Genomic DNA, 15,347 nt, shown 5'->3' on the forward strand with positions numbered 1-15,347 from the left:
GCGGGCACACTGCGCCGACCACAGGGCTGTCTTCCGCGCAAGAATGTCCCCATCTAAGCGCAAAGCCGCTGACCGCGAGGCCCTCGGAGAGTGGATTTCGGCACCATTCTCATGTCAGACTGCGACCGCTTTCGCTCGATACCAAGCGCCTCGCCGTGGACCTGTCAACCAGTCGCTGTTCTTGTCGGACCAAGTAGGAGCACCCGATGGACGAGATCCTTCCAGAGAGCCCCTGCCCCATCCAGAGCTGGGTCAGCCAGGCGTCCGCCTGTGTCGCCCACTACGCCCAGGGCCTCCTGCGCATCGACGCCGTTGCACCCGATATCCTGAGGGTGCGCTTCGCACCATCCGGACGACTCGCCCCCCCTCGATCCTGGAGTCCGGTGCTCGACCTGCCGCCCGCCGGTCTCTCTGTCACCGAGGAGAATCTGGTCGTCAAGATGTCGACCGACAGCATCGGCGCCACCCTGGACCTGCAATGCGGCCTGCTGCAGTTTCTCACGCCCGACGGCGAAGGCTTCGCCGCGGATCTGAGCCCGCCCTCGTGGCGCGAGGTCGCCTTGGAAGAGACCGGCATGGAGCACATGCCCGAGCCCGAACTGCCGCAGGGTGATTCCCGCATTGGCGTCTTTCTTCAGAAGCGCATGACGCCTGATGAAGGCTACTTTGGCTTCGGTCAACGAACCGGGCAGTTGGATCGGCGCCGCCGGCGCTTGACGAACTGGACCATCGACCGGTCGTCGCCTGGCCATAGTCGCGGCGACGACAATATGTATCAGACGCACCCGATGTTCATGGCGGCGCGGCCTGGCTTGGCCTGGGGGCTCTTCCTCAACTCCACCTGGTACAGCGCCTTCGACGTCGGGGCGCAGGATGAAGACATCCTCAGCATTGTCACGCTCGGCGGCGAGCTGGACTACTTCGTATTCGCCGGTCCCACGCCCGCCGCCGTGGTCGAGCAGCTCACACGCCTGACCGGACGACCCATGCTGCCGCCGCTCTGGGCCATGGGATACCACCAGTCACGCTGGAGCTATGGCACGGATGAGGATGTGCGCGGGATCGCCAGGAGCTTCCGCGACCACTGGATCCCGCTCGACGCCATCCATCTCGACATCGACTACATGGACGGTTACCGCGTCTTCACCTGGGACAAGGACCGTTTTCCGAAACCGAGCGAGACCATTGCGGCGCTCCACGAGGACCACGTCCGCGTCGTCACTATCGTCGATCCTGGCGTCAAGAAGGATCCCGAGAGCGGCTATGCCACCTTCGAGTCAGGGCTTGCAGGTGGCCATTTCATTCAACACGCGGACGGTGAGCCCTTCAGCGGCTGGGTCTGGCCGGACGAATCCCTCTTTCCGGACTTCTGCCGCAGCGCGACGCGGCTCTGGTGGGGCGAGCAGCATGCGGATCTCGTCGAGCTCGGCATTGACGGCATTTGGTGCGACATGAACGAGCCCGCCATCGTTGATCGCCCCTTCCGCGAGCTAGGGGTCTGCGAGCAGCCGATGCCGCTCTCCCTGACCCAGGGCGATGATGGCGAGGGCCTGCATGCCGAGACGCACAACCTCTACGGCCAGCTCATGGCCCAGGCGACCTGGGAAGCGCTCGAGCGACTGCGCCCCGAGCGCCGACCTTGGGTGCTGACCCGCTCCGGATTCGTCGGCGTACAGCGCTGGGCGGCGACCTGGATGGGTGACAATAACGCCTGGTGGGAGCATCTGGAGATGAGCCTGCCCCAATTGGCGAGCATGGGGCTGTGCGGCTCGCCGCACGTCGGCGTCGACATCGGCGGCTTCTACCAGCACAGCCACGCCGAACTCTATGCGCGCTGGATCGAGCTGGGGACCTTCTACCCCTTCATGCGCAGCCACGCCCATTGTGACAGCCGCGCACAGGAGCCCTGGTCTTTCGGCCCGGAGATCGAGACCATCGCGCGCTCCGCCATCGAGCTGCGCTACCGTCTCCTGCCCTATCTCTACACCCTGGCCCACCTGGCCCATCGTCACGGCGCGCCCTTGCTGCGTCCCCTGCTCTACGACTTCCCCGATGCGGCCCATCTGCACCAGATCCATGACCAGGTCATGGTTGGCCCTCAGCTCATGATTGCCGCCATCTTCCACCCTGGGGTCAGACGCCGCTTGGTCGAGCTGCCGCCCGGGCATACCTGGTACGACTTCCGGACCGGCGTGCCAATCGATTCCGATCACCTTGTCGCCGACGCGCCCCTCGGCGGTCTGCCAATCTTGGTGCGTGGCGGCTCCATCCTGACACTTGGCAACGTGCGTCCGTCCACCGCTGAGCCGCTCTCCGAGCTGACGCTCGACGTCTACCCGGACCATCACAACTCAGGCACTTGGACGCTGATCGAGGACGACGGCGAGAGCTTCGCCTACCAGGATGGCATGCTGTGCGAAACGCAGATGTGGATCGCGCCGGGCTCGCAAGGCACCGAACTCAGCATCGCGGCCCGACAGGGCGACTTTGTTCCGCCGCAGCGGCGCATGACGATTCGGCTGCATCTCCCTCAGCCGCCCGCGTCCGTCCTCCTGGATGGCAGCGAGGCGACGGATTGGACTTGGGATGAGTCGCGCCATGCCCTGGTGCTCGGTCTGGACGACGATGGTCAAGAGCACCATATCGCGCCGAGGTTTTGAGGCACCAGGGATCAGCCCCGGGCCTCTCCCGGAGCACCAGGCCAAAGGCTGAGAAGCAGGATGACCGCGGCAGCTCCAAGCCCAACCGCATGGAGTCTGTCCCCGCCGATCAAGACGTAGACCAAGCCTAGGATTGCGGGCAGCTCGGCAATGGCCACCACGACCAGGTAACGGCCGAGATCAGGCTGAGTCGCTTGGCTCGACCTGGTCAGGCTCGGCACGGCCTCGTGAACCTGGATGTCCGACCTTCTGCGGCGCACGTCCAAGACCCGGGCGAGGACGATGGCCAAGGGAACCGCACCAATGCCAACCCCCAGCACCGGCAAGGCCGCCGCAGGAATCGGCTGGATGGCAACCAGTTCGGGCAGCCACCAGGCCAGCGCCGTTACCATGACCGCGGAGCTGAGCTGAGCGCCCCAGAGGACGCGCCGGTCTGGTATTTGTTTGGGTCTTCGGGTCGATGACATCGGCATGGGTCCTCAAAATCGCTGTGGATGGCCGGGATGGTAGGCCAACACTAACCGCAATCCGCGTACTTGAGCCGCCAAGTCGATCACGCCGTGACGAAGACGACTTGAGCACAGTCACCGCAGCCCCATCGAGGGGGCACCGCGACATCAGGAGATCGCTCGATGAATTCAGGCAACCCTTACCAGCCCCCGATATCCGACCTCAGGCAACCGTCGACCGGCAAGACGGATCAATCCAGCGTATTCTCACCAAGCGGGCGCTTCGCCCGACTGAGCTACATCGCCTGGGGCACCCTGCTCTATATGGTGCTGATCTTGATCGTCGCCGCCCTTGCCGCCGCCGGTCTCGTCGACACGACAGCGACCGAGAGCCCCGTGCTGGAGATCGCGATCTCAATCCCCGCCGCCGTAGTCGGCATCCTCTTCGGCATTCGGCGCCTGCACGACATCAACGCGAGCGGCTGGTGGATGCTTGTCTCCCTGGTGCCCATCGTCAACCTCGGCCTCGCGCTCATGCTCTTTCTGAAGGCAGGCACGCCGGACGCCAATCGCTTTGCGGCCCCGCGCCCGGCACCCACCTGGGAACGGGTCGTGGGGATCATCGGTGTGGTCTTGCTGGTGCTCTCGCTGGTCGGTATCGTCGCCGCGATTCTCATTCCGCTCGTCGTGGGCGTCCAAACCGGAGCCTGATCGACGCTGAAATGCGTTGTCCCGAGCCGGTCGGCGAGCCCCGCCGGCCAGCTTCTCAATTGGTCGCAGTATGCCAATCCGTCCGACACTCTTGATCGCCCTGGGCCTGCTCTCAGGCCTGACCCCTTTCGCGATCGACCTTTATCTGCCTAGTCTGCCGGCGATCGCGCGCGATCTTGGGTCCTCGATCGAGCTGGCCCAGCTCAGCGTCACCGTCTATCTCGGCGTTTTCGCCCTCGCCCAGCTGTTTCTCGGCCCGCTCTCGGACGTGCTTGGCCGGCGCAAGACCATCGGTGGGGGGCTATTCCTCTTTCTCGTCGCCGGCCTGGCGTGCATGCTTGCACCGAGCATGGACGTCCTGCTCGCCGCCCGCGCCGTGCAAGCCCTCGGCGGGGCGGCAGTCGCGGTGACCGTGCCCGCGCTGGTCCGTGACCTCTACGAGAAGGACGACTATGCGCGAATCATGGGCTTGGTCATGCTCGTCATGGCCATGGCCCCACTGATCGCCCCGACCCTCGGCTCGCTCATCATCGGCGTTGCCTCTTGGCGTGTCGTCTTCCTCTTCCTCTTCGCCATCGCGCTCACGACCACAGTGCTTTTCTTCCGCACGGTGGGCGAGACCCTGCATGCACGACATCGCCACAGTTTCGATCCGGGTCAAATCCTCAGGAACTACCGCCGCGTCATCAGGCACCCTCTGGCCATGGGCTACTTGCTGACGGGCGCGGCCAGCTTCGCCGGAATGATGACCTTCATCGTCAGCTCACCCTATGTCTACATCGAACTCCATCATCTGCCCGCAACCTGGTTCGGCCTAGCCTTCGGTTCCAATGTCGCGCTGGGGATGCTCTTTTCCTCGTTGAACGCCCGCTACGTCAAGCGCCTGGGCGCCGATCGCCTCTTGCGTCTGGGGATACTCACTCAGGTCACGGCCGCGGTGATCGCCCTCTCGCTCGCCCTGCTGGGCGACACACCGCTGTGGGCCATCGCGGCTGTCGCCGCGCTCTACCTCAGCATGACGGGCCTGGTCATCGGCAATTCCATGGCCGGCTTCATGGCGTTCTTCCCGAAGATGGCAGGCACGGCCTCGGCCTTCGCGGGAGCCATCCGCTTCGGCTCCGGAGCAGCCATGGGGACCCTGGTGAGCCTGGTGCATGACGGCTCGGCGGCACCCTTGCTGATCGGGATGGGCGCATCCGGATTGCTCGCCTTCGCCGCCTTCGGCATCGCTTGCCGCGGATTTCGCACCAACCGGACGCCAACCAAGAACGGCAGGGTCGAGTCATGATCAACACGCCCGATCAGCGCGAGCGCCTGCTCGCCGCTTTCCCTTTCCTGGCCGACAGCGACGCACGGCTGCGCGAGGCCTTCTTCCAGCGCGCCGTCATGGCGCGGCTGCCTGCCGGGCACATCATTTGCCACGATGGCGGTGAGTGCTCTCAACTGGCGCTGGTCCTCGCCGGACGGGCCCGCATCTACAAACTGGGCGAGAACGGTCGCGAGGTAACGCTCTACCGCATCGAGCCGGGTGAGAGCTGCGTGGTCACGGCCTCCTGCATTCTCAGCAACCGCCCCTTTCCGGCCTTCGCGGTCTGTGAGACCGATGTCGAGGCCGCAGTCGTCGCCAAATCCGATGTGGAAACCTGGCTGACGGCGTCTCCGTCCTGGCGCGCCTTCGTCTTCGCGCTCGTGGCCGAGCGCATCGGCGAGGTCTTCTCGGTGCTCGATGCCGTGCTCTTCCAGCCACTGGACCAGCGGCTTGCCGCCTATCTGCTCGGCCGCTGCGAGCGCGCCTCCCCGCCCAGCCGGATCGTGCGGATCACCCACCAGGAGCTGGCGTCCGAACTTGGCTCGTCCCGTGAAGTCGTGACCCGCGCCCTGAGAGACTTCGAGCAGGCCGGCGCCTTGCTCACCGGGCGCGGCCAGATCGATCTCGTGAATCCGGACGTGCTCAAGGCGCGCGTCAGGCGCCAATCCTGACCCTGTATTCCGGCCGCCTCAGATCGCCGCGACGGCGCGGGCAAACGCTCAAGTTCCGGTCGGTCACCACCGGGTCCGCAGCACAAGCACTCTGGGCGTACTGATCTGAGTGACTTCCCCCAATACCGCATTTGATTTAAGGTAATCGGGCTGTGATCCTGTCACAGCCAATAACTGCCAACTCGAGCCGCTCGCGACCCCGGGTCGCGTCACCGAGTTCGAGGTCAGAAAACTTTGTCTTCTGGGAGCATCGATATGTTTAAGCAGAATGTCGGCGACAAAGATCGACTCGTCCGCGCCATCCTTGGCGTCGCTATCATCTTTTGGGGCATCTCTAACCACAATGCCCTGGGTCTGATCGGCTTCGTCTTTCTGGCGACCGCCTACTTCCGGACCTGCCTGGCATACATCCCGATGGATGTGGACACGACGAAGTCCTAAAAAGAGGCTAGCTCGCTAGCTTCATGTCGGACCCCTCGTTGGCACAGGGATGGTGCCGCCGCCGCGAAACCCTCGGTCAAAATCGCGAGCGCATTCACGCTTGGCGCACAGGCGACTCGCCACCGCTCAGCAGACCCGATATGCTCTGATGCCGACCACCTCATTGCTATGTCGAGCCTTTCCATGGTGAAGTTCTGGAAGCGCCAATCCGGCACCGCGGGCCCCGAGCCTGAATCCACCGCCAGTCCCGCAAGCGCGGCCCAGCCGCCAGTCATGTCCGAGTTGGAGAAGATCGCCTTGGATCAGCTCGCCTCGGTACTGCGCACCTGGGGCGAGTATGCCTTTGACATCGACGAGATCAAGGCATCGGCTCTCGCCAAGCAGTTGGAGAACTGGAGCCGGCACGTTCTGAACGCGACACCCGTCAGTGATGGCGCGGCACCAAGCGCAAAGGGCGCGCCCCAGGGGAGACGTGACTGGGGTGGCTTGCGCGACTTCACGGGGCGTATTCGCCGCAGCGAGCAGGCCTATGTCAACCGTCAGGTCGTTGGAACGCGGCAGGTCATGGGCAATTTCGTCGAGACGCTCGGTCAGGTCCTTGCCGAGGATCAGGACGAGCAGGGCCGCGTCATGTCGGTGCTCAATCATCTGCGCAGAACCATCGAGCAGAACGCGCCGGTCGAGACCCTGACGGCAGAGGCCACGCATGCGATCGACATGATCGCGCAGATCGCCCGGGAGCGCGCCGAGCGCAATAAGGGACTGCTCGCCGACCTCACCGAAAAGCTACAGTCGCTGCGCGGCGAGCTTGACGCCGCCCAGCACGAGATGGAGCTGGATCCGCTGACACGCCTGTTCAATCGCAAGGCCTTCGATATCCAGCTTGAGCGCGTCTTCGAACTCTGCAAGCTGTCTGGACAGCCGGCCTGCCTGTTGATGGTCGACGCGGATCACTTCAAGCAAGTCAACGACGTCCACGGACATCAAGTCGGCGATGTGGTGCTGCGACAACTCGCGGATTGCTGCGCCCAAGGGTTTCCACGCAAAACCGATTTCGTTGCCCGCTACGGCGGCGAGGAGTTCGCGATCGTCCTGCAGGACACACCGCTCGCGACCGCGCAGCAGTTGACCGAGCGTTTACTCGAATCGATCCGCTCCATGCGCATCCCTCACGCATCCGGCGAGCTGAGCATCACGGCCTCCATCGGTGTCGCCGAACTCAAGCCGCATCCTGCCCAGGAGCAATGGCTGCACGCTGCGGACACCGCACTCTATCAAGCCAAGCGCAGCGGTCGCGATCGCGTCTCCGTCGCCGGTCTCGCCAAGTAAACCTAACCAGGCTTCGCCTCAGACACACGAGTCATGCCATCGGGATCGCTATCGGAATCGGGATCGCTATCGTCGGTTCGATCCCGATCCCGATCCCGATCCCGACGGCCTTGGATGGTCGGACGCTTCATCGAAATTCGACTCATCTGCAAGCATTTTGCGCCCTCAAGCATTCTAGGCCCAAGAGCCGGCCTGAATCCTGATTCGGACCAGGCTGGATTTCCTCAGGCGGCCTTGATCGACGCCGACTCGCTGCAACCCTATCGCTATTCAAAGGGCTTTGATTGAGCTAGATCAGGATCAAGAGCCTCGGAGCTTGTGGATTGTCATGGTCCCGTAATCCTTCGACCTCCAGGATTGGGGGCCCAAAATAACGACCGTGCGACGCTGCATCAGCACGGCAGCTAGGACTGCGCAAAGCAGTCTGCCCATCCCAGGAGGCCGTTTCATGCGACCCGTTTTGCGATTTTTCCTGGCATTGCTGCTCATTGCCGGCCTGGCTCCGCTCGAAACCATGGGCGAAGGTCAGTGGCCAACCCCGCCCGCGGAGGGCAAACCGCCACCTCAAATCTCTGGCCCCCTATCCGGCGGGACTGGGGACCACACCAAGTATGAAGCGCTGAAACAGCCCTTCGCCACCGGACCGGACGTGACCAAGGCATGCCTGAGCTGTCACACCGAGACCGGCAAACACTTCATGAAGAACATCCATTGGACCTGGGAGTATCGCAATCCCGATACCGGGCAATTACTCGGAAAAAAGCACCTCATCAACAACTTCTGCACCAATGCGCGCGGTAACGAGGGCATGTGCGCGCAATGCCACGCTGGCTACGGCTGGAAAGATGAGAGCTTCGATTTCAGCGATGAGACCAATATCGACTGTTTGGTCTGCCACGACACGACCGGAACCTATTACAAGACCCCCAACAGCAAGGGGAGCCCTGCCTGCTCAGTCATGTTCGAAGGCAAGCCACCCATGGATTTCACGCTGATCGCTCAGAGTGTCGGCCTACCAGAGCGCGCCAACTGCGGTGCCTGTCACTTCAATGGCGGAGGCGGGGACAACGTCAAGCATGGCGACCTCTCCTCGGCATTGAAGAATCCGCCGCGCGAACTCGACGTGCATATGGATGCCAAGGGTCTCAACTTCGCCTGTACCGCTTGCCATGTCACCAAGTCGCACGTCTGGGCAGGCAGCCGCTACCGCGTCGCAGCGACAGATGACAAAGGCACCGGCAAGCCAGGCCAGCGTCGCGATGTTGCGACCTGCGAATCCTGTCACGGGACAGCGCCTCACAAGGTCGACTCGCTGGCTTCATTCAAGCGCAACGACCACATTTCGAGTATCGCCTGCCAAACCTGCCACATCCCCGAATTCGCGCGCGGCGGCGTCGCAACCATCACCAACTGGGACTGGAGAACCGCCGGCAAGACGCGCAATGGCGAGGGCTATCACGAGCACGGCTACACCCAGGGCAATGGCGAGCACCGCTATACCTACAAGTCGATCAAAGGGGACTTCACCTATGGTGAGAACCTGGTGCCGCTCTACCGCTGGTTCAACGGACAGATGCACTACACCACGATCGATACCAAGTTCGATATTACCAAGCCGGTCGCCATCAACGATTTCACCGGCTCGCGCGAGGATGGAGACTCACGCATCTGGCCCTTCAAGAAGATGACGACCTGGATGCCTGCCGATCTGGGCAATGGCACCTTGGTCTACACGCATCTATGGGGCGAGGACAGTGATTCCTACTGGGGCAACTACGACATGGGCAAGGCCATCGCCCACGGGATGAAGGAGTTCGGCCTGCCTTACTCTGGCGAGCATGGATTCGTTGAGACCTTCTCGTACTGGCCGATCACGCACATGGTCGCTCCCAAGGAAGACGCCTTGTCTTGCGAGGATTGTCATTCGAAGCAGGGGCGTCTCGATGGCGTGGCCGGGATCTACATACCCGGCAGAGACAATAACCGCTGGCTCGATCTGATCGGAATCATCGCGGTCGTCGGAACGCTGGTCTTTATCTTGGGCCACGCCCTGATTCGTATCGTCGCGCCCAACAGAGGAAAGCATTGATGGCCATTCGTCGTGTGAGAATTTTCAGCCTGTTCGAGCGCTTCTGGCACTGGTCACAGATGCTCTTGATCATGACCCTAATGTTCAGCGGGTTCGGACTGCATGGCTTTCATCACCTGCTCGACTTCAAGCAAGCGGTGGACCTGCATACCCTCGCCGCCTTCTTGCTGCTGCTGCTCTGGGCCTTCAGCATCTTTTGGCTGTTTACGACCCGCAACTGGCGCCACTTCATCCCGACCGTCAAGGGCATGTGGCAGGTGCTGCGCTTCTACAGCTTCGGCATCTTTCAGGGGGAGCACCATCCCTATCGGAAGGCGTATTGGCGTAAGCACAACCCACTTCAGGCGCTCGCCTACCTGATGCTCAAGATCGTGCTCTTTCCGCTGATCTGGATTTCCGGACTGGTCTATCTCTTCTACTTTCTGTGGAGGGACATCCCCCACGCCACTCAAGTCCTGGATGGCGTGGCGCTCGTGCATACCGGAGCGGCCTTCACCATCGTGGTCTTCGTCATGATCCACGTCTACATGCTGACCACCGGGCACTCATTCAAAGAGCATGTGATGCCCATGATCAATGGGTTCGATGAAGTAGACCTGACGCCCGAGGAAGAAGCCTATCTGCTAAAAGACCAGCCGGAGGTTCTGGGCTGATATGTTTTGACCTGCAACGAGCTGTTTCGAAGGGGACTTCGGAACAGCTCCTGCCAAAACTTCCCCCCTTTCGCAAAGGGGGGCCAGGGGGGGGGGATTTCGGGCGGCATGGCCCGCAGCGACTCCACCTGGGTCGGCGCGAACGGATTCGCGTCGAACCAACCGCCATCAAGCCCGCGACTTGCCCGGAAACCGAATGCTCGCCATCTTGTCGAGCGCTCGCATCAGCGGCTGGAACTTCTCCGGTGGCTCGAAGGCATCGAGGAAGTTCTTGAGATAAAGCCCCAACTCAGTGTCACCAGACATCCGCAGGCGACGCTGGAAGAACAGGGTGTCGGCATCCTCCCGACGCGCCGCCAGCAGCAAGAACTCGTGCAGCCCTCCCGCGATTGAGGCATCGGCCGGCATGTCATCCCCATATCCCCGAATCTTGCCATCGGTGAGCCCCAACCGATAACGCACACCGATATCGTCGATCTCGATGGCGATCCGGCGCCCGATGAGAAAGTCCAGTTCGCCCTCCTCTAGGGCCTCCTTCATGACCTGATTCAGCATGGTCGCCAGTGCTCGACTGTGCAGCACACTCGGCACGATTCGCAGTGGCAAGGTCAGTGGGTAGAGGAAACGACTTGGAGCAGACATAGCAATCATCTCGTTCGACACATTCGGAAAAATAGCAGCGGATTTTCCCCCCTCTCATCCCTCGACACAAGGGAGCCGGGCATGTGAAATAGCGTCTCCATCAAGACTCAGGAGTGACAGGGAATCATGGCAACCAGCTTGCTCACGCTGCTCGACGACATCGCTACCGTCCTGGACGACGTTTCCGTTTTGGCCAAGGTCGCCGCCCGCAAGACCGCCAGCGTGCTTGGGGACGACCTCGCCTTGAATGCCGAGCAAGTCCGCGGCGTCCGTGCCGAGCGTGAGCTCCCTGTCGTTTGGGCCGTCTTCAAGGGCTCACTGAAGAACAAACTCATCTTGGTGCCCACTGCCCTAGCGATCAGCGCCTTTGCACCCTGGGCAATCATGCCCCTGCTGATGGTCGGCGGCCTCTATCTCTGCTTCGAGGGCGTCGAGAAGATCGCACACAAGTACCTTCATGCCCCCGCTGAAGACCAAGCCCATCACGCCGAACTGACAGCCGCTCTGGAGAACCCCAAAGCAGATCTTGCTGCCCTAGAGCGCGACAAGATCAAGGGGGCGGTCCGAACCGACTTCATCCTCTCGGCCGAGATCATTGTCATCACCTTGGGCGCCGTTGAGAGCGCGGCCTTCATGACTCAGGTCCTGGTGCTCAGCGGCATCGCGGTTGTGATGACGGTCGGCGTTTATGGCTTGGTCGCGGGCATCGTCAGGCTAGATGACGCGGGGCTCTATTTGAGCCAGCGCGAGGGCGAAGGGCGATTCACTGACGCGCAACGCGCCTTGGGACGGGGTCTCTTGCGAGCAGCACCCATGCTGATGAAGGCACTGTCCATTGCCGGCACTGCGGCCATGTTTCTGGTCGGCGGCGGCATCATCGCACACGGAATCCCTCCCCTGCACCACTGGATCGCGCACCTGAGCGAAGGCCTTCACGGCATCGCCGGGCTCGGCGGGCTCCTGTCCGCGCTCACGCCTCTGCTCCTGAACGCCCTCGTCGGCATGGTCGCAGGCGCTGTCGCCTTAGCCATTTACACAGCGCTGAGCGACAAGCTCGGCAAGCGCTGAGCCGCGCTTGCGAGGCGATCTAGCCATAGGCATCACGACCGACGCTGTTGATGATCATGCCCTTGATCCTGCCTGAACTGAACCTCGCTTTTCTCGCCGATGATCGCTGTGGACCGACATCCGCGGCGGCGGTCGGCGGCATCTGGTCGGTGGTGGTGGCGCTGATCCTGGCCATCCTTGCCCCACTGGCGTTGATTTTCGGCGCCATCTTCGCCTTGGCCGCGGTCATCGTGCGGGGCACCTTCTTTAGATCCTTTCAACCGACGGAGCTAGCCGGCCCATGCCCAACCAATCGCATCGAAACCGCCCGACCCTCATCGTCGCAGTCATGCTCGGAATCGCCGCAATGATCGGCGGCCCGGCACTTGCCCAGACTCAGGCGGCCAACCTCGCCGACTGCGCGACAATCGCGCTCGATCAGGAACGGCTTGCCTGTTACGACCGCCTCAGCGGGCGCGCCGCGACCATCGCCGAAGCACCGCCGAGCAGTGAGCCCATGGCGGCTCCCGTCGTTCTCCCAACGACGCGGCAGAACAACACTCAGCAACCGAATGCGCCCATCATTGCGGCCACGGGTTCAACGTCACCCGCTTCAGCGTCGCTGATCGATGCCGCCTGGGGCTTCGATCCAGACTCCAGCCGCTACACCATCGACGTCTATCGCCCCAACTATCTGCTCTTCGGGAGCTACTCAAGCCGACCAAACGAAGCGCCCTTCCTAACCCTGTTCGATGCGGCACAGAACCCGAACGCGGAGTTGAACTCCACCGAGGCCGAGTTCCAGATCAGCTTCAAGACCCGGCTCTGGGCGACGGATGATCGGCGCTTCGGCATCTGGGCCGCCTATACCCAGCAGAGTCAGTGGCAGATCTACAACGCGGACCTCTCGCGCCCCTTCCGCGAGACCAACTACATGCCCGAGCTGATGGCGAGCTTCCGACCCAATCTGTCCCTGGGCGGTTTCAATTGGCGGCTGCTCAATGTCGGCTACACGCATCAATCGAACGGCCGCTCCGATCCGATCTCACGCAGCTGGGACCGCCTCTTCGCCGAATTCGGTGTCGAGCGCGACGGGTTCGCGCTCCTGATCCGACCCTGGGTCGTCATCGACGATGGCGAAGACGACAATCCGAACATCACCGACTATTACGGCTACGGCGACATCACCGCCTTCTACAGGTGGCGGGAAAACAGCTTCTCGCTCATGGCCCGCGGCAACCCTTCAACCGACAAGGGCGCCGCCCAGATCACCTGGACCTCACCGCGGATCATCGGCCCGCTGCGTGGTTACATCAAGGGCTTCACTGGCTATGGCGAGAGCCTCATCGATTACGATTGGAAACAAAATGTGATTGGCATCGGCGTCACCCTGAACGACCAACTCTAGAATCGCTAAGAAAGCGTCCATCAACAACTTCCCCCTTTCGCAAAGGGGGGCTAGCCATCAACAACTTCCCCCCTTTCACAAAGGGGGGCTAGCCATCAACAACTTCCCCCCTTTCACAAAGGGGTAGTGTCCTGGAATTGTGCATGAAAAGACGCAACCGGTTGTTATCGAAGCTTCTTGTGGAAGTCGTGCACAAATTTAGAACACCTCCAGAGGTACTTATCACTTTACCCGTCTGTTCGGTCCCCAGAATCAAGGCACCGTTTACAGTCGGGTCGAGACACTGATGCACCACGAGGCCTTGGTCGGACGTGCTTGGACCGGGCTCAAGGAGGCCATACTATGGCGAGCAGGCCGCCGCCCTGCTGATCGTCGATTACGAACTGCTGGCGTGCGCCCCAGCCAGGGTGCTGCCGCTAATCTACCAGTTCATCGACGAGCCCTGGTACGAGGGCCATGACTTCGACCAGGTCGAGTAGGACGCGCCCGACTTCGACGAGGCGTCGGGGTCGAGGGGTGCACAGCGTGCGTCCCAAGGTCGAGTTTCAGCTCCGGCGCGCCATCCTGCCCCCGGATCTGTTCCAGAAATGCCAGGGCATGGACTTCTGGCGCACCGTCGAGGGCAGTCAGGCCAATGGCATCACCGCCCAGCGCACCGAGCCGGAACCCGCCGCCGAGGATGATCGGGAGACCGACACCACCACCAAGTCACTGACATGACGACCACTTACGAACAAGATTTCTTCACCTGGACCCAAGAGCAGGCGACCTATCTTAAACAGGGTCGCCTTGAGCTGCTGGATCTGGAGCATCTGGCCGAGGAGGTCGCCGACATGGGTAGATCAGAACGGCGCGAGTTGGCCTCCAGGCTGGCCGTCATCATCACCCATCTGTTGAAACTTCAAGTACAGACTCAACGCACATCGGCGAATGAAAAAAGCTGGCGGCGCTCGATCATCGAACAACGTCGAGCTGTCAGCAGCCATTTATCGGAGAATGCCGGCCTGAAGAATCCGTTGCAATCAGCGTCTGCGTTTGACACCGCTTGGGTTGATGGCTTGAGTGTCGCGCTTCGCGAGACCGGACTCGACCCTGATCTCTTTCCCGAGGACAACCCCTATCGTCTGGAGCAACTGCTCGACCCCGATTTCTGGCCATCCGTGTCAAGCGCCGCGCCATAGCGCAACACGCCAGTCAGCCCATCGCCCCGAGGGGGGGTGGGGTGAGGGCAAACACGTCAAGAGAAGACCAGCCATGACCGATCTCGCCGACCTCTACCAGACCGACTACGCCGCCTGGGCACAACGCAACGCCGAGTTACTGCGCACGCATCGGTTCGATGAACTCGATATCGCACATCTGCTGGAGGAACTTGGCGACATGGGCAAGAGTGAACGCCATGAGATGGAAAATCGCTTGCTCATACTGTTGGCCCATCTGCTCAAATGGGACTATCAATATCAAACCTTGTCGGAGCGCTGGCGTGAATTCAAGGGAGATAGCTGGCGCGAGACCATCATCGAACAACGCGACCGCATCGCCAAACGTTTGCGCAAATCACCTGCTTTAAAGTCCAGCCTGGATGAAATCCAGTTTGAAGCCTATGCCGATGCCAGAGTGCTGGCCAGCAAGGAAACGCGCCTGCCGCTGGATACCTTTCCCGAACGCTGCCCCTATACCTGGTCGCAAATCCTTGACGACGACTTCTACCCCGAATCACGCCCTTGATTCGCCGCTTGAACATCTTGGATTGATGTGAGAACGCCCATGAACGCACAGCTTCGAAGCAATGAGATCGCCGTCATCGACACCAATGTGGCGGATTATCGGTAGTGCCGTTATCTATAGGATAAAATTTCTATAGGATAACATTTTTCTTAAACCATTGATTTTAAAGCGTATTAATTTCTCGCCCTCCTATAGATTGTGGCACTACCC

General features: G+C 61.6%; 17 protein-coding genes. 14 read left to right on the forward strand and 3 right to left on the reverse strand.

Going from position 1 to position 15,347, the window contains the following annotated elements; translation table 11 throughout:
* The first annotated feature begins 206 nt into the window (after nucleotides 1–206).
* A complete protein-coding gene (locus tag G3480_RS01495; protein WP_164651880.1) occupies nucleotides 207–2,660 on the forward strand; it encodes a glycoside hydrolase family 31 protein in 2,454 nt (817 codons plus the stop codon).
* Nucleotides 2,661–2,671: 11 nt separating this feature from the next.
* Here the strand turns inward: G3480_RS01495 and G3480_RS01500 are convergent, their stop codons facing one another.
* The gene (locus G3480_RS01500) at nucleotides 2,672–3,127 is read right to left on the reverse strand and encodes a hypothetical protein (RefSeq protein WP_164651881.1); all 456 of its coding nucleotides are present in this window, start codon (nucleotides 3,125–3,127) and stop codon (nucleotides 2,672–2,674) included.
* Nucleotides 3,128–3,292: 165 nt separating this feature from the next.
* Here G3480_RS01500 and G3480_RS01505 point away from each other — a divergent pair, with 165 nt between their 5' ends.
* The 7 genes from G3480_RS01505 (at nucleotide 3,293) to G3480_RS01535 (ending at nucleotide 10,312) form a co-directional block, all read left to right on the forward strand.
* Nucleotides 3,293–3,820, forward strand: a complete 528-nt coding sequence (locus tag G3480_RS01505; RefSeq protein WP_164651882.1) for a DUF805 domain-containing protein — start codon at nucleotides 3,293–3,295, stop codon at nucleotides 3,818–3,820.
* A 70-nt stretch (nucleotides 3,821–3,890) separates the two neighbouring features.
* On the forward strand, nucleotides 3,891–5,108 hold the full coding sequence (locus G3480_RS01510; protein WP_164651883.1) for a Bcr/CflA family multidrug efflux MFS transporter: 1,218 nt from the start codon (nucleotides 3,891–3,893) through the stop codon (nucleotides 5,106–5,108).
* Nucleotides 5,105–5,800, forward strand: a complete 696-nt coding sequence (locus tag G3480_RS01515; protein ID WP_164651884.1) for a Crp/Fnr family transcriptional regulator — start codon at nucleotides 5,105–5,107, stop codon at nucleotides 5,798–5,800. Before G3480_RS01510 ends, G3480_RS01515 begins: the two co-directional genes overlap by 4 nt.
* Before the next feature lie 255 nt (nucleotides 5,801–6,055).
* Entirely contained in the window at nucleotides 6,056–6,241 is a 186-nt protein-coding gene (locus G3480_RS01520) for a YgaP family membrane protein (RefSeq protein ID WP_164651885.1), read from the forward strand.
* Nucleotides 6,242–6,424: 183 nt separating this feature from the next.
* Nucleotides 6,425–7,570, forward strand: coding sequence for a GGDEF domain-containing protein (locus tag G3480_RS01525; RefSeq protein ID WP_164651886.1), 1,146 nt, complete (start codon nucleotides 6,425–6,427; stop codon nucleotides 7,568–7,570).
* A 448-nt stretch (nucleotides 7,571–8,018) separates the two neighbouring features.
* Complete coding sequence (locus G3480_RS01530) at nucleotides 8,019–9,659, forward strand: tetrathionate reductase family octaheme c-type cytochrome (RefSeq protein WP_164651887.1); 1,641 nt, start codon at nucleotides 8,019–8,021, stop codon at nucleotides 9,657–9,659.
* Nucleotides 9,659–10,312, forward strand: a complete 654-nt coding sequence (locus G3480_RS01535) for a cytochrome b/b6 domain-containing protein (RefSeq protein ID WP_164651888.1) — start codon at nucleotides 9,659–9,661, stop codon at nucleotides 10,310–10,312. The genes G3480_RS01530 and G3480_RS01535 overlap by 1 nt, the downstream gene beginning before the upstream one ends.
* 168 nt (nucleotides 10,313–10,480) lie before the next feature.
* Here G3480_RS01535 and ubiT read toward each other — a convergent pair whose 3' ends face one another.
* Nucleotides 10,481–10,954, reverse strand: coding sequence for a ubiquinone anaerobic biosynthesis accessory factor UbiT (gene ubiT, locus G3480_RS01540; protein WP_164651889.1), 474 nt, complete (start codon nucleotides 10,952–10,954; stop codon nucleotides 10,481–10,483).
* Nucleotides 10,955–11,080: 126 nt separating this feature from the next.
* On the opposite strand from ubiT, the gene G3480_RS01545 reads away from it, so the two are divergent.
* Nucleotides 11,081–12,022 (forward strand): DUF808 domain-containing protein, encoded by a 942-nt coding sequence (locus tag G3480_RS01545; RefSeq protein WP_164651890.1) that lies wholly within the window; start codon nucleotides 11,081–11,083, stop codon nucleotides 12,020–12,022.
* A 19-nt stretch (nucleotides 12,023–12,041) separates the two neighbouring features.
* Here the strand turns inward: G3480_RS01545 and G3480_RS01550 are convergent, their stop codons facing one another.
* Entirely contained in the window at nucleotides 12,042–12,251 is a 210-nt protein-coding gene (locus G3480_RS01550) for a hypothetical protein (protein ID WP_164651891.1), read from the reverse strand.
* A gap of 51 nt (nucleotides 12,252–12,302) precedes the next feature.
* On the opposite strand from G3480_RS01550, the gene G3480_RS01555 reads away from it, so the two are divergent.
* The 5 genes from G3480_RS01555 (at nucleotide 12,303) to G3480_RS01570 (ending at nucleotide 15,137) form a co-directional block, all read left to right on the forward strand.
* The gene (locus G3480_RS01555; RefSeq protein WP_164651892.1) at nucleotides 12,303–13,409 is read left to right on the forward strand and encodes a phospholipase A; all 1,107 of its coding nucleotides are present in this window, start codon (nucleotides 12,303–12,305) and stop codon (nucleotides 13,407–13,409) included.
* 311 nt (nucleotides 13,410–13,720) lie between these two features.
* Nucleotides 13,721–13,888: a hypothetical protein gene (locus G3480_RS27770; RefSeq protein ID WP_206171437.1), complete on the forward strand. Its 168-nt coding sequence runs from the start codon at nucleotides 13,721–13,723 to the stop codon at nucleotides 13,886–13,888.
* A gap of 46 nt (nucleotides 13,889–13,934) precedes the next feature.
* Nucleotides 13,935–14,129 carry a hypothetical protein gene (locus tag G3480_RS27775; protein ID WP_206171438.1) on the forward strand — a complete coding sequence of 65 codons (195 nt, stop codon included), beginning with the start codon at nucleotides 13,935–13,937 and terminating at the stop codon, nucleotides 14,127–14,129.
* Nucleotides 14,126–14,590, forward strand: coding sequence for a DUF29 domain-containing protein (locus G3480_RS01565; RefSeq protein ID WP_164651893.1), 465 nt, complete (start codon nucleotides 14,126–14,128; stop codon nucleotides 14,588–14,590). The genes G3480_RS27775 and G3480_RS01565 overlap by 4 nt, the downstream gene beginning before the upstream one ends.
* A gap of 73 nt (nucleotides 14,591–14,663) precedes the next feature.
* Nucleotides 14,664–15,137 carry a DUF29 domain-containing protein gene (locus G3480_RS01570; RefSeq protein WP_164651894.1) on the forward strand — a complete coding sequence of 158 codons (474 nt, stop codon included), beginning with the start codon at nucleotides 14,664–14,666 and terminating at the stop codon, nucleotides 15,135–15,137.
* Nucleotides 15,138–15,347: the final 210 nt, after the last annotated feature.

This window comes from Thiorhodococcus mannitoliphagus (assembly GCF_010915725.1).
GTDB lineage: Bacteria > Pseudomonadota > Gammaproteobacteria > Chromatiales > Chromatiaceae > Thiorhodococcus > Thiorhodococcus mannitoliphagus.

What these genes read in the sequence shown, in the direction of transcription:
- G3480_RS01495 (WP_164651880.1), top strand. Translation starts at nt 207, where the DNA reads ATGGACGAGATCCTTCCAGAGAGCCCCTGCCCCATCCAGAGCTGGGTC.
- G3480_RS01500 (WP_164651881.1), bottom strand. Translation starts at nt 3,127, where the DNA reads ATGTCATCGACCCGAAGACCCAAACAAATACCAGACCGGCGCGTCCTC.
- G3480_RS01505 (WP_164651882.1), top strand. Translation starts at nt 3,293, where the DNA reads ATGAATTCAGGCAACCCTTACCAGCCCCCGATATCCGACCTCAGGCAA.
- G3480_RS01510 (WP_164651883.1), top strand. Translation starts at nt 3,891, where the DNA reads ATGCCAATCCGTCCGACACTCTTGATCGCCCTGGGCCTGCTCTCAGGC.
- G3480_RS01515 (WP_164651884.1), top strand. Translation starts at nt 5,105, where the DNA reads ATGATCAACACGCCCGATCAGCGCGAGCGCCTGCTCGCCGCTTTCCCT.
- G3480_RS01520 (WP_164651885.1), top strand. Translation starts at nt 6,056, where the DNA reads ATGTTTAAGCAGAATGTCGGCGACAAAGATCGACTCGTCCGCGCCATC.
- G3480_RS01525 (WP_164651886.1), top strand. Translation starts at nt 6,425, where the DNA reads ATGGTGAAGTTCTGGAAGCGCCAATCCGGCACCGCGGGCCCCGAGCCT.
- G3480_RS01530 (WP_164651887.1), top strand. Translation starts at nt 8,019, where the DNA reads ATGCGACCCGTTTTGCGATTTTTCCTGGCATTGCTGCTCATTGCCGGC.
- G3480_RS01535 (WP_164651888.1), top strand. Translation starts at nt 9,659, where the DNA reads ATGGCCATTCGTCGTGTGAGAATTTTCAGCCTGTTCGAGCGCTTCTGG.
- ubiT (WP_164651889.1), bottom strand. Translation starts at nt 10,954, where the DNA reads ATGTCTGCTCCAAGTCGTTTCCTCTACCCACTGACCTTGCCACTGCGA.
- G3480_RS01545 (WP_164651890.1), top strand. Translation starts at nt 11,081, where the DNA reads ATGGCAACCAGCTTGCTCACGCTGCTCGACGACATCGCTACCGTCCTG.
- G3480_RS01550 (WP_164651891.1), bottom strand. Translation starts at nt 12,251, where the DNA reads ATGACCGCGGCCAAGGCGAAGATGGCGCCGAAAATCAACGCCAGTGGG.
- G3480_RS01555 (WP_164651892.1), top strand. Translation starts at nt 12,303, where the DNA reads ATGCCCAACCAATCGCATCGAAACCGCCCGACCCTCATCGTCGCAGTC.
- G3480_RS01565 (WP_164651893.1), top strand. Translation starts at nt 14,126, where the DNA reads ATGACGACCACTTACGAACAAGATTTCTTCACCTGGACCCAAGAGCAG.
- G3480_RS01570 (WP_164651894.1), top strand. Translation starts at nt 14,664, where the DNA reads ATGACCGATCTCGCCGACCTCTACCAGACCGACTACGCCGCCTGGGCA.